Consider the following 13,500-nt stretch of genomic DNA (forward strand, 5'->3'; position numbering starts at 1 on the left):
ATCCTTAGCGCTCGACCAGTGCTATACGACGGTTATAGAGGTTCATCAGCAACGAAATCACCAGGCTGATGATCAGATAGACAGACATTGTGATGGCGATAGTTTCAATGGCTTGTCCGGTCTGGTTAAGCACGGTTCCGGCAAACAGCGACACCATATCGGGGTAACCAATGGCGGCCGCCAGCGATGAGTTTTTGACAATATTGAGGTATTGACTGGTCAGCGGCGGAATGATGACCCGTAACGCTTGCGGAATAATGACCTGACGAAGCGTCACCGTATGGGGTAATCCCAGCGAGCGTGCCGCCTCGTGTTGTCCGTAAGGAACGGCCTGGATCCCCGCACGAATAATCTCGGCGATAAATGCAGAGGTATAAATCGAAAGCGCCAGCGTCAGGGCTGCCAGCTCAGGAATTAAAACCATTCCGCCCTGGAAGTTAAAGCCACGCAGCTGCGGAATATCCCAGTGAAGGGCGGCCCCAAACAGCCAGTGTGTCAGGAGTGGCAGACCAATGATAAGGATTGCGGCGGTTGGCCAGGTTTTACGAAGCTGCCCGGTTTTGAACTGATGCGTGCGGTTATAGCGGAACATGGCGGCTGAGAGAGCAAGCGCTATTACAAGGGCGGCAATGAAGGCATACAACCCTTCACCCGGCTGCGGAGAAGGAATATACAACCCGCGATTACTCAGGAAAAACAGATCAAGAGCATCAACAGCCTGACGTGGCCCCGGCAGGTTGCGCAGCACGGCAAAATACCAGAAAAAGATCTGCAGCAGCGGCGGGATATTACGGAACGTCTCAATATAAAAAGTAGACAGTTTGCGCAGCAGCCAGTTTTCGGACAGACGTGCCAGACCAATAAAGAAGCCCAGTATGGAAGCAAAGACAATACAAAGTGCAGAGACCAGCAGCGTATTCAGTAAACCGACCACGAACACGCGTCCATACGTGTCGCCTTCCTGATAATCAATAAGGTGTTGAACAATGCCAAACCCCGCGCTGCGATCCAGAAAAGCAAAGCCGGAGGTAATACCGCGATTATTCAGGTTGGTTATAGTGTTATGGATGAGATACACGGCGATAAGAACAACCGCAATAATCGCAATAACCTGGAATAGCCAGGCGCGGACCGCGGGATGAGAAAAGGATAGCGATCCTTTTACGGCTGAGCGGCGATGGGACATAAAGAAACCTCGGTAACCATGACTCTGGGGCGGGCACTGCCTTAACAGTGCCCGTTACAGCAATGACTTAACGTACTGGTGGCGCGTACTGAATACCGCCGTTGTTCCAGAGATTGTTCTGGCCGCGTTTGATCTTCAGAGGGCTTTCCGATCCCACGTTGCGCTCAAAGATCTCAGCGTAGTTACCCACCTGTTTGATGATGTTGTAAGCCCACTTGTTATCCAGCTTCAGATCCTTCCCGAAATCGCCCTCTGTTCCCAGCAGATGAGCCATATCCGGCGTGGACGGTTTAGCGGCTTTCTCGTCGACGTTTTTCGAGTTGATGCCCATCTCTTCAGCATTCAGCATGGCAAACAGCGTCCAGCGAACAATGGAGAACCAGTCTTCATCGCCACGACGCACAACCGGTCCAAGAGGCTCCTTGGAGATCACTTCAGGCAGGACAATCCACTCCGCCGGGTTGCTCAGCTTAATACGCAAGGCGTACAGCTGTGACTGGTCAGAAGCCAGCGTGTCGCAACGACCGGATTCCAGCGCTTTGGCCGATTCATCGGAGCGATCGAATGTCACAGGGGTATATTTCATGTTATTTGCTTTGAAATAATCCGCGACGTTCAGCTCGGTATCGGTACCGGCCTGGATACAAACGGTCGCGCCATCCAGCTCTTTGGCGCTTTTCAGGCCCGCTTTATTGTGGGTCAGGAAACCGATACCGTCATAATAGGTCACGCCAGTAAATGCCATTCCCATGCCTGCATCACGTGAGGAGGTCCAGGTGGTATTACGGGAAAGCATGTCAACTTCGCCAGACTGTAATGCAGTAAAACGTTCTTTCGCCGTCAGCGGGGTATATTTTACTTTACTGTCGTCACCGAAAACGGCGGCGGCGACACCGCGACAGACATCAACATCAATACCGGTAAATTTGCCGTTTGCATCGGCATAAGAGAAGCCAGGTAAACCGTCACTGATCCCACATTGAACAAACCCTTTCTTTTTAACGGCATCCAGTGTCGTACCCGCATGGGCCTGACCGGCTACAGCAAACAACATGCCCGCGGCGGCCAGGCTGGCTATCATCGTCTTTTTCATAATGCATCCTGTGTGGCGAAATTTATCGTTATAGAGGCGTTTTAAACGCTTTACCTGTCTGTGGCTTTGGCCAACGTTTATAAAGCAAACGTAATGCCAGGTTTTGCGCTCAACAAAATAGGTGACCAATGAGCGCATAATGCTGAGTGTAGACAGGGTTAAATAAAGAGAGCGCCCCGAAACGGTGCGAAATTACAACCTGTGCCACAAATCGGAGCAAAACTTTCATGGGCTATGCCTTAAAAAGAAGAGATAGTTTCTGGGGTGAATATTGGCAGGGTATTAAATGTAATTAATATGTGAAAATCATCACGATAGAATATGTAATTTAACGCTGTGCATTAAAAATATGTGACTGTCCGCAGGATGAAATAAACAGGCTGGGTAAAGACGGGGCTATTTTTTTACTTATCTGAAAACGCTGCACTCTTTAAAAGCAAAAGCGCGGACAGAGCCGCGCTTTCTACACACATGATACGTTCTGATGTTACTTCGTCAGAGCAACGATACCCAGCGTCAAACCTGCCACTGCGGCAGCACCACCGGCGATAGCACCTGCTGTTTCCCAGTTGTCCTGAGTGGTGCCTTTCATACAGGTATTGGTATGAACCAGTCGGCCTTGATCGTCGTATACCGGTACACATGGAGAGTCGTGCGCGCATCCAGCAAGCAGCGCAGCGAGTAGTGCAACGGAAATGAATCTTTTCATGATGTTACCTCAGTATTATTTCTCATTCGCTATACAGCCAGGGGGGCTATTAACGAACTGGAGACTATTTTACCACCGGGATAAGGCAACGTTGCACGGGGAATAATCTCAAATTATGTTGTTTGTAAAAATCGTGGAGAAAAGTCGCTGTCAGGATGAATTAATGGAGAAAATATGAAGACGTAACGCGGCGTTTTTACTTAATGCAAATGGTTAACTATTAATGCTGTGATTATGACATATCTAATTCATTGTTTATGCTAAAAATAAAAAAGGCACCTGAGGTGCCTTTTTTGAGAAACATTACTCTTTATGTTTCGTAAACCGGCGCCGGACAACCACAAAGAAGACGGGCACGAAGAAAATGGCCAGAAGCGTTGCGGAAAGCATCCCTCCCATAACACCTGTCCCGACAGCATTTTGCGCGCCGCTCCCGGCTCCTCTGCTGATGACCAGTGGCATCACGCCAAGGATAAAGGCCAGCGACGTCATCAGGATCGGTCGAAGGCGCATTCTGGATGCTTCCAGTGTGGCTTCAATGATCCCTTTACCTTCTTTATCCATCAGATCCTTAGCAAACTCGACGATCAGAATGGCGTTTTTCGCCGACAGACCAATCGTTGTCAGCAGGCCGACCTGGAAATAGACATCATTATTTAACCCGCGAATCGATGCGGCGAGAAGCGCGCCCGTGACACCCAGCGGCACAACCAGCATGACCGAGAAGGGAATAGACCAGCTTTCATAAAGCGCAGCCAGGCACAGGAACACCACAATCAGTGAAATGGCGTACAGGGCAGGTGCCTGGTTACCAGACAGTCGTTCCTGATAAGACATTCCCGTCCAGTCATGGCCGATACCGGAAGGCAGTTTTGCGGCGAGGTTCTCCATCAAGGCCATCGCCTCACCGGTACTTTTACCCGGCGCGGACTCACCGAGGATCTCCATCGAAGGCATTCCGTTGTAGCGCTCCAGGCGAGGCGAGCCATACACCCAGTGCGAGCTGCTAAAGGAGGAGAACGGCACCATTTCACCATTCGCGCTGCGCACGTAGAGGTTGTTGATGTCCCCTGGCAACATACGGAAGTGAGCGTCGGCCTGGACGTACACTTTTTTCACGCGTCCATGATCGATAAAGTCGTTCACATAGGTTCCCCCCAATGCCGTCGAGATCGTCTGGTTGATGTCAGAGAGGCTGACGCCCAGCGCCTGTGCCTTCTCCTGATCGACATCCAGTTTGAACTGTGGGGTATCTTCCAGACCGTTAGGACGAACGCGAACCAGCAGATCGGGGTGCGCTTTCACCATGCCGAGCAGTTGATTACGCGCCTGGGTCAGTTGGGTATGCCCCAGGTTAGCTTGATCAATCAACTCAAAGTCAAAGCCCGTTGCGGTACCCAGCTCGATAATCGCTGGCAGGTTAAACGGGAACACGAGGCCATCTTTAATCTGACTGAAGGCCTTCGTCGCACGCCTTACGATCGCCTCAACGCTATTTTCTGCTCCGGGACGCGCTTCCCAGGGCTTTAGGCTAACGAACGCAATACCGGAGTTCTGACCCTGACCACTAAAGCTAAAGCCGTTCACGGTAAACACCGATTCAACGTTAGCCTTCTCGTTGTTGAGATAATAATTTTGAACCTGGTCAAGCACCTGCTGGGTTCGCATCTGGGTGGCTCCGGCGGGGAGCTGGACCATAGTCATAAATACCCCCTGATCCTCTTCGGGCAGGAAGGAGGTGGGTAAGCGCAGGAACAGTACAGCCATACCACCGACGATGATGACGTATACCACCAGATAGCGCCCGGTCTTACGCAAAATGCCGCTTACGCTGTTGCTGTAATGCTCCACGCTCCGGTCAAAGAGCGCATTAAACCAGCCGAAGAAGCCACCTTTCTTTTCGTGGCGATCGCTGGAGACGGGCTTAAGCAAGGTGGCGCACAGGGCCGGTGTCAGAATCAGAGCGACCAGCACTGACAGCGCCATAGCCGAGACAATGGTCAGCGAGAACTGACGATAGATGGCTCCCGTTGAACCGCCAAAAAAGGCCATGGGGATAAAGACCGCCGAGAGCACCATGGCGATACCCACCAGTGCGCCCTGTATCTGCCCCATCGACTTCTGTGTCGCCTCTTTTGGCGGCAGCTTGTCCTCAACCATGACGCGTTCGACGTTCTCAACCACCACGATGGCGTCATCAACCAGCAGGCCAATCGCCAGCACCATACCGAACATGGTCAGGGTGTTGATGGAGAAACCGAACGCCGCCAGGATCGCAAACGTACCCAACAGCACGACCGGCACCGCAATTGTCGGGATAAGCGTCGCCCGCAGGTTTTGCAGGAAAAGATACATCACCAGGAAGACGAGAATGATCGCTTCGAACAGCGTTTTCACCACTTCGTGGATAGAGATCTTCACAAAAGGCGTGGTGTCATAGGGGTAGACTACTTTCAGCCCCTGCGGGAAGAACTGCTGGAGCTGGGCCAGTTTACTCTTGATGGCGGCGGCCGTGTCCAGTGCGTTTGCACCGGTAGCCAGCTTAATCCCCAGGCCGGTTGCCGCTTGCCCGTTGATTTTGGTGACCATATTGTAGTTTTCGCCACCCAGCTCAATGCGGGCCACATCTTTCAGATGAACCATGGAGCCGTCCTGGTTCACCTTGAGCGTCACGCGGCCAAACTCTTCCGGAGATTTCAGACGCGTTTGTGCAATGATCGAGGCGTTCAACTGCTGCCCCGGTACTGACGGCGTTCCGCCTAATTGGCCGGCCGCTATCTGGTCGTTCTGCGTTTTCAGCTGATTAATCACATCCAGTGGCGTCAGCTGGTATTTGTTCATCGCGTTGCTGTCGAGCCAGATGCGCATCGCATACTGGGCACCAAACAGCTGCACATCACCAACTCCCGTGGTGCGGCTAATGGCATCTTTCACGTTAGACGCGACATAGTCAGAGATGTCATCCTGCGTGAGGTCTTTGTTATCGGAAACAAAGCCTGCGACCAGCAGGAAGCTGCTGCTGGACTTCTCAACACCGATCCCTTGCTGCTGGACCTCTTGGGGTAGCAGCGGCATGGCGAGCTGCAGTTTGTTCTGCACCTGTACCTGCGCAATGTCCGGGTCTGTTCCAGACTGGAAGGTCAACGTGATGGTGACATTACCTGCGGAATCGCTGGTGGATGACATATACATCAGGTTATCGATACCGTTCATGTTCTGTTCGATAACCTGCGTTACGGTATCCTGCACCGTTTGCGCATCAGCACCCGGATACGTTGCGGTGATAGCCACGGCGGGAGGGGCAATGGTCGGATACTGCGCGATGGGCAGTTTGAGAATAGCCAGCCCGCCTGCAATCATCAAAATGATGGCAAGCACCCAGGCGAAAACCGGCCGTTGGATAAAGAAATTAGCCATGTCGTCGTCCCTTAACCGGCTGGAGTCGTGGTGGTATCAGGCGTCGCGACGACGGTAGCGCCCGGTCTGACTTTTTGTAAGCCGCTGACAATGACGCGGTCGCCATTTTTCAGTCCTTCCGTCACCAGCCAGCGATCGCCAATCGCCTGAGGGGCAACGACGGTACGTGACTCAACCTGGTTTTTATCGTTAACCACCAGAACGGATGCATCACCGCGCGGCGTGCGGGTCACGCCTTGTTGTGGGACCAGAATCGCATCAGGCTGTGTGCCTTCATCAATGCGGGCCCGGACAAACATGCCAGGCAACAGCAGGTGCTGTGGGTTTGGGAAAATCGCGCGTAAGGTGATAGAGCCGGTACTTTCGTCGACCGTGACATCCGAGAACTGCAGCGTACCTTTCAACGGGTAGGGCTGACCATTCTCCATCACCAGCTCAACGGTGCTGGTGGCCTCTCCTTTTTGCAGGCTCGTCTGCTTCAGACGCATAAAATCACTGCTGGACTGGGTGACGTCGACATACATCGGATCAAGCTGCTGAACCGTTGCCAGGGCTGCGGCTTGCCCGTTGGTCACCAGTGCGCCTTCGGTGACGCTGGATTTACCGATGCGACCCTCGACGGGAGACGTCACTTTGGTATAGGCAAGATTAATGCGCGCGCTTTCAACGCCTGCCTGTGCGGCAACGACGCTGGCATCTGCTTGCTGCGCTGTCGCCACGGCCTGGTCGTATTCCTGCTTGCTGACATACTGCGTGCCAACCAGCGTGAGATAACGTTTTACCGTCAGGTGCGCAATGTTAGCCGCCGCCTGGGCCTTCGCGAGTTCACCTTTCGCGTTGTCATACGCGGCCTGATAGGTGGCAGGATCGATCTGATAAAGTGACTCGCCGGCTTTTACATCGCTTCCCTCTGTGAAGTTACGACGCAATATGATGCCGCTCACCTGAGGACGAACCTCCGCAACGCGAAAGGCATCTGTTCTGCCCGGGAGTTCGATTGTGACAGCCAGAGGGGCGCTTTTCACAATATGCACGCTGACCTGAGGCGCCTGCGGATGCGGTGGTTGGTTTTCCTGACCATCGCATCCAGTGAGCAGTACCGCGCAGACAATAAAACCGGATAAGGGCAAACGTCTGAAATAATTCGTCATTACTGTTCCTTTAAATACCCATGAACCGATATTTGCCGTGAATCGGTAGCAGGGCAGAGGGATAAAAATAAAATGTAGGGCGTATAATAATGAGGGTAATTAATGTTTTTTAATTTATAAGTGCGAATGAACAGGCCTTAAGGCAAAAATCAGAATCAAACCTGGTGTTAGCGGGGATATACTTCTGGCCGGTTAATCAGATAAATGGCATTTAACGTGGTTCAATTATTCATCTCATGAATTTAATTATATCTATGCATTTGTCTTAATTATTAATTAAGCGATTTGACTTTTTTTGTGCAAAATTAAAACGCAAAGTAGTGAATACTTTCGTGTACCTGATCCGTGTAAATATAAACCTTGCGAGTAACGAGTAGTCGTCTATGGTGCGTAAAAAGAAAGAAGAGGCTCAACAGACCCGTCAGCAGCTGATTGAAGCGGCTATCGGGCAGTTTGCGACGCGGGGCGTGGCGAACACGACGCTGACGGATATCGCGGATGCAGCAAATGTTACACGGGGTGCCATCTACTGGCATTTTACCAGTAAATCAGAAATATTTAATGCCATCTGGGAACAGCAATTACCGTTTCGTGACATCATTCGTGACAGACTTTCTCTTTCTGCGGGCAGCGATCCCTTGTTAATGCTTCGTGAGCAATTTATTGCTGCGTTGCAATATATTGCACATGAGCCTCGGCAATGCGCTCTTTTGCAAATCTTGTATCATAAGTGTGAATTTAATAGCGATATGATTTCAGAGTGTGAAATCAGAAAACGTATTGGTTTTAATTATGAGTCTTTACGTGCCACGTTGCAGGACTGTATTTCGCGGAACCTCATTTCGTCACAGGTAAATGTTGATCTGACCCTGATTGTTTTCCACGGTTTTTTCAGCGGAATCATTAAAAACTGGTTAATGAATAACAGCAGTTTTAATCTTTACCAGCAGGCTCCTGCGCTGGTCGATAGCATTCTGGCGACACTCCCTGTCGTGCGGGTGTCGCCTCATGAGGATGATTTTAGCTCAGCGCCAGGTAACATTTCCCCTTGCGCGCAGAGCGCTTCGATGGTCTGTGCACTGACCGGTTTGCCCAACAGATAGCCCTGAAGCGTGTTGCAGCCCAGCGCCGTCAAAAAGGTTTGCTGTGCTTCGGTTTCCACCCCTTCCGCCACGACTTTCAGATTTAGCGTTTTTGCCAGGGCCACAATCGCTGAGACAATGGTGGCGTCTTCGCTTTCACCGCTTAACTCTTTCACGAACGCTCTGTCGATTTTCAATTCACAGGCCGGCAGGCGCTTGAGATAAAGCAGGCTGGAATAACCGGTACCAAAATCATCAATGGACGCTTTCACGCCCGCGTCCGTCAGCTCTGTCAGTACGCGCACACTCTCATCCGGGTTGCTCATCGCCGTGGTTTCCGTCACTTCAAGGATCAGCATCTCCGGCGGTACGTTGTGACGCGTCAGGCAGTCGAGCACCGTTTTAACCAGTGAAGGTTGTTCAAACTGCAGTGTCGACAGGTTCACCGCCATCGACCAGTTTTGATGCCCCTGAAGGTGCCACTCCCGCAACTGACGGCAGGCCTCATTAAGCACCCAGTTGCCAATCGGGATGATCAGCCCCGTTTTTTCCGCCAGCGGCAGGAACAGGTCTGGCGTCAGTAATCCCTGTTTCGGGTGTTGCCAGCGCAATAGCGCCTCGAACCCAAGGACAGGACCCGCCGGTGCGTGGAATTTTGGCTGATAAAGCAGGCGCAGTTCATTACGATCGATAGCCAGCCACAGATCGTTCATCAACTGGAGATGGGTCTGCGCCAGGGTGTTCATGGAGGGCTGGAAAAAGTGATAACCGTTTCGTCCCATGTGCTTCGTGTGGTACATCGCCGCATCAGCGTTAAACATCAGCTCGCGCTCGGTTTTACCGTCGTGGGGATAGAGCGCGATACCAATGCTAAGGGTTACCACCAGTTCATAGGGATCCAGATTGAATGGGCTATCGATAGCGCGAACCAGCGAGTTGGCCAGCGAGGCCGCATCATCCGGACCTTCTCCTTCAGCCAGAAGAACAAACTCATCACCACCGATACGGGCAAGGGTGAACTGACCCTTCAGGGGCGTGAGCAGGCGCTGCGTCACGGCGACAAGCAGTCTGTCACCGACATCATGGCCGTACGCATCGTTGATGGTTTTAAATCCGTCGAGATCCATGAACATCAGTGCAAAATGGGTGCCTTCACGGTCAGCTTTGCTGATGGCCTGATCGAGTCGGTCCTCCAGCAAAACACGGTTCGGCAGACGCGTCAGCGTATCCTGCAAAGCCAGTTGAGCGAGTTCGCGGTTCGCTTCTGCAAGGGATGAGGCCAGAAGGGAGGTTCGTGCCTGAAGGCGGGCATCCAGCATCGAGACCAGCAGCGTGATCCCCAGTATGGCGAGTGCGACGACGCTGACCAGTACTGCCAGCCAGCTGCCGTTAATACCTTCATGGTGTGTCATGGTCGACATGGGGAACTGAGCGGCTTTCATCCCGGCATAGTGCATACCGGCAATGGCGATCCCCATCGTAACGGCGGCGGCAAAACGCATCAGCGACACCTGAGACGCTTCATGCCGCAAGCGGAACGTCAGCCATAATGCGGCGAGCGAAGCCGCAAGCGCAATGACAACCGAAATGGCCACCCATGTTTTGTCCCAGATAATACCGGGAGAGACTTCCAGCGCCGCCATGCCGGTGTAATGCATCGCCACAATGCCGCAGCCCATCACTAACGCACCGGGCAGCAGACGGCGCAAACGTAACTGCTCACAGCTAACGAGCCACAGCGCAAACAGTGACGAGCCCACGGCGATAACCATGGATAGCACCGTCAGGGTCGCGTTGTAGCGCATGCTCATGGAGAGGTCCATCGCCAGCATGCCGATAAAATGCATGGCCCACACGCCAATCCCCATGGCAATACCGCCGCCGGCCAGCCAGACGCGCGCAGCCACGCCCTGACTCCCGGCAACACGTGCAGCCATATTCAGCGCGGTATAGGCAGCAAGGATAGCAACAACAAAGGAGAGGACGACGAGGATATGGTTGTATTGGCTAACCAGCATGATCGGTTCTACTCGAGTGTGAGGTTACGCAGGCGCGGTTGAGAAGGGCGAGACATTATCATCGTAAGGTAACGGCTCAAAGGGATTTAAATCCCCGTTTTTAGTAGGTCATAACAGTGAGTTTAGCGACGTCAGGCGGTTAGTCGAGTTCTGAGCAGTTCACTAATTTTAGCGGATTTACGGAATTCATATTGCGACACTTATCGGCTTCAGTGCTCATCAGTTCAATCCACTGCATCAGGAGCGCGTCGAAGAGGAAAATCGAGACAGCAAATACAACCAGCCACCAGTATTTACGAATCATGCGTATCGTTCCGGGCGAAGAGGTTCAGTGAGGTGGTGGAAATATACACGAAAAGTCGCGGTTTAAAAGGGGGATAAACGAAGGTTTACACAGCCTTGACGGTGACAGGCGCGGGCAATAAAAAAGGCGCATCCCCATGCCAGGTAGCGCCTTTTTAAACAAGCATTTCGCTAACCGAAATTAGTTCATGCCGTATTTTTTCAGTTTCTTACGCAGTGTACCACGGTTGATACCCATCATCAGGGCAGCGCGGGTTTGGTTACCGCGGGTGTATTGCATCACCATGTCCAACAGTGGCTGTTCAACTTCAGCCAGTACCAGCTCATACAGGTCATTAACATCCTGACCGTTCAGTTGAGCAAAATAGTTCTTCAGTGCCTGTTTAACCGAGTCACGCAGGGGCTTTTGAGTTACCTGATCCTGAGAGTTAACGGTAGAAACGGTCAGTACGTCAGAATTTACGCGTTGTTCGAACATAGTTCTGTCAGCTCTTTATTTCATTACGCAAGATTTTCGAAGTATGCCTCCAACGCCTCCAGCTGTACGCTGGCATCCTCTATGGCGTTGAATGTGCGCCGAAACTGGTCATTTGGAGCGTGCTCCTGGAGATACCAGGATACGTGTTTACGCGCAATTCGGTACCCTTTTGCCTGACCATAAAAGTCATGCAATTCCCGAACATGCGAACAAAGCAAGCGCTTTACCTCTGCCAGTGGCAGTGGGGCAAGCAACTCCCCAGTGTCCAGATAATGCTGGATTTCCCGAAAGATCCAGGGTCTTCCCTGAGCGGCACGTCCTATCATCAGAGCATCAGCTCCCGTATAGTCGAGCACAGCTCTGGCTTTAAGCGGGTCAGTAATGTCACCATTCGCGATAACCGGAATGGAAACTTTCTGCTTAACTGCCCGAATGCTGTCGTATTCAGCTTCACCATTGAACAAACAGGCGCGAGTGCGTCCATGGATGGTCAGGGCCTGAATGCCACAGTCTTCGGCCAGTTGGGCAATCTCTACACAGTTACGGTGTTCCGGCGACCAACCCGTGCGAATCTTCAACGTAACAGGAACGTCCACTGCGCTGACAACCGCGGTCAGGATAGACTTCACCTGGTCGGGGTATTGCAGAAGGGCTGAACCTGCAAGCTTGCGATTCACTTTCTTGGCCGGGCACCCCATATTGATATCAATAATCTGGGCGCCACTTTCCACGTTAATCCGCGCGGCATCTGCCATCTCTTCAGGCACGCTTCCGGCAATTTGCACGGTGCGAATACCTGGTTCATCAACGTGCACCATCCGAAGGCGGGACTTATCGCTTTCCCACACTTGTGGGTTAGACGACATCATCTCGGAAACGGTTAAACCTGCCCCCATCTCATAGCACAGCGTCCTGAACGGCCGGTCGGTAATACCTGCCATTGGGGCTGCGATCAGGCGATTTCTGAGCTGGTAGTGTCCGATGCGCATGAGTTAAGAAATGACCATACTGTGACTGCAAGGCGGCGTATATTACGCATTTTTTGCACGAGATGAAAGGCCAAACTTTGAACAATCCACTGTTGTAGATCAAGGAATCGCCGCTCTGTCCTTCAGGTGAAAATTATAAACCTGTTAAATCATAAAGTTATGATGTAATGATTATTTTATAGCCGCTTACAATTTCCCGTAACTTCTCATCATTTCTGAATAAATGCATCACTTGAGCGGGATAATCTGCTGTTTTTAGCAGCAGATTATCCCGCTTGTTTGCGATCTGAGTCGCATTTTAGAACATGATCTGCATGCGAAAAATGCGCATTATTCGACGACTACGCGACCATGAAGGGGTTGTACCGGGCGGTTATTTTCGTGGTGCATCGTGTGGGAGAATTTCTCAAGCTGCTCTGCAGAGACGGTCAGCGGGTGCTTCAGTACAATCCAGGTTACCCCCTCTGAGCACGGCGGTGTGGTCAGCGAGCCGCTAAAGCGCCAGTACGTTTTATCTTTTGGAATCAGCTTGTTCAGATTGAGATCTTGCTTAATCGAGACGTTCTGTTCGGCCTGCTCAGGCATGACGCTCCACAGCTTATCCAGCTCCGGGTTCGCGGCCCCTTTATCGAACATGACCGCCACCACCGCCAGCTCTCCGGCCGCGTTTTTGTGCACCAGATGCATTTCCATCGCAAATTTCTTGCCATGTACGGTGTTTTCGCTCGGGGCGTGGAAATGGAACTGTTGCAGGGTCCAGGTTTGCTTATCGAGGGTAAGGGTATCGCGGGTTTCCGGCTTTTCACTTGCCTGAATGGTGTGGCCGTTGTTCGTCAGCGTCACAGGGCCATCAATGTAATGCGTTTGCAGCGGGGAGAGGTGCGCGTTCGCGGTGGATTCAATGTTGATGGGGGACTGGTTCATCCCGCTTTGACAGGTTTTGTAAGCCTCGTCCAGTTCGCCCCAGTGTTCCGGTGCGCCTTCGCCTTCGTAGCTCCAGTGTGATGCGCAGGCTGAAGCCGAGATAATGCTCAGCGCAAAGAGCGCTGCCTTGCCAGTAAAGTGGGTCATAGT

General features: G+C 52.1%; 11 protein-coding genes. 1 reads left to right on the forward strand and 10 read right to left on the reverse strand.

Annotated elements, in window-relative coordinates; translation table 11 throughout:
• Window positions 1–4 precede the first annotated feature (4 nt).
• The 5 genes from HV157_RS16790 to HV157_RS16810 form a co-directional block, all read right to left on the reverse strand.
• Window positions 5–1,186 carry an amino acid ABC transporter permease gene (locus tag HV157_RS16790; protein ID WP_182268731.1) on the reverse strand — a complete coding sequence of 394 codons (1,182 nt, stop codon included), beginning with the start codon at window positions 1,184–1,186 and terminating at the stop codon, window positions 5–7.
• 67 nt (window positions 1,187–1,253) lie between these two features.
• Window positions 1,254–2,279: an amino acid ABC transporter substrate-binding protein gene (locus HV157_RS16795; protein WP_014171877.1), complete on the reverse strand. Its 1,026-nt coding sequence runs from the start codon at window positions 2,277–2,279 to the stop codon at window positions 1,254–1,256.
• 487 nt (window positions 2,280–2,766) lie between these two features.
• Window positions 2,767–2,988, reverse strand: a complete 222-nt coding sequence (locus tag HV157_RS16800; RefSeq protein ID WP_008502867.1) for a lipoprotein — start codon at window positions 2,986–2,988, stop codon at window positions 2,767–2,769.
• A gap of 303 nt (window positions 2,989–3,291) precedes the next feature.
• Window positions 3,292–6,405, reverse strand: a complete 3,114-nt coding sequence (locus HV157_RS16805) for an efflux RND transporter permease subunit (protein ID WP_182268732.1) — start codon at window positions 6,403–6,405, stop codon at window positions 3,292–3,294.
• A gap of 11 nt (window positions 6,406–6,416) precedes the next feature.
• Window positions 6,417–7,556: an efflux RND transporter periplasmic adaptor subunit gene (locus HV157_RS16810; protein WP_182268733.1), complete on the reverse strand. Its 1,140-nt coding sequence runs from the start codon at window positions 7,554–7,556 to the stop codon at window positions 6,417–6,419.
• Between the two features lie 383 nt (window positions 7,557–7,939).
• Here HV157_RS16810 and envR point away from each other — a divergent pair, with 383 nt between their 5' ends.
• Window positions 7,940–8,659: an acrEF/envCD operon transcriptional regulator gene (envR, locus tag HV157_RS16815; RefSeq protein ID WP_182268734.1), complete on the forward strand. Its 720-nt coding sequence runs from the start codon at window positions 7,940–7,942 to the stop codon at window positions 8,657–8,659.
• Here envR and HV157_RS16820 read toward each other — a convergent pair.
• From HV157_RS16820 to HV157_RS16840, 5 genes are all read right to left on the reverse strand, one after another.
• On the reverse strand, window positions 8,563–10,656 hold the full coding sequence (locus HV157_RS16820; RefSeq protein WP_182268735.1) for a bifunctional diguanylate cyclase/phosphodiesterase: 2,094 nt from the start codon (window positions 10,654–10,656) through the stop codon (window positions 8,563–8,565). The two genes, envR and HV157_RS16820, sit on opposite strands and share 97 nt — an antisense overlap.
• Window positions 10,657–10,795: 139 nt before the next feature.
• Window positions 10,796–10,960, reverse strand: coding sequence for a DUF2556 family protein (locus HV157_RS16825; RefSeq protein WP_182268736.1), 165 nt, complete (start codon window positions 10,958–10,960; stop codon window positions 10,796–10,798).
• Window positions 10,961–11,140: 180 nt separating this feature from the next.
• The gene (gene fis, locus HV157_RS16830; protein ID WP_000462905.1) at window positions 11,141–11,437 is read right to left on the reverse strand and encodes a DNA-binding transcriptional regulator Fis; all 297 of its coding nucleotides are present in this window, start codon (window positions 11,435–11,437) and stop codon (window positions 11,141–11,143) included.
• A gap of 23 nt (window positions 11,438–11,460) precedes the next feature.
• Window positions 11,461–12,426: a tRNA dihydrouridine synthase DusB gene (gene dusB / locus HV157_RS16835; RefSeq protein WP_014171871.1), complete on the reverse strand. Its 966-nt coding sequence runs from the start codon at window positions 12,424–12,426 to the stop codon at window positions 11,461–11,463.
• Between the two features lie 330 nt (window positions 12,427–12,756).
• Entirely contained in the window at window positions 12,757–13,497 is a 741-nt protein-coding gene (locus HV157_RS16840) for a carbonic anhydrase family protein (protein ID WP_040018719.1), read from the reverse strand.
• Between the last annotated feature and the right edge of the window lie 3 nt (window positions 13,498–13,500).

Origin of the sequence: Enterobacter sp. RHBSTW-00318 (genome assembly GCF_014101375.1) — a bacterium.
Classification (GTDB): Bacteria; Pseudomonadota; Gammaproteobacteria; order Enterobacterales; family Enterobacteriaceae; genus Enterobacter; species Enterobacter ludwigii.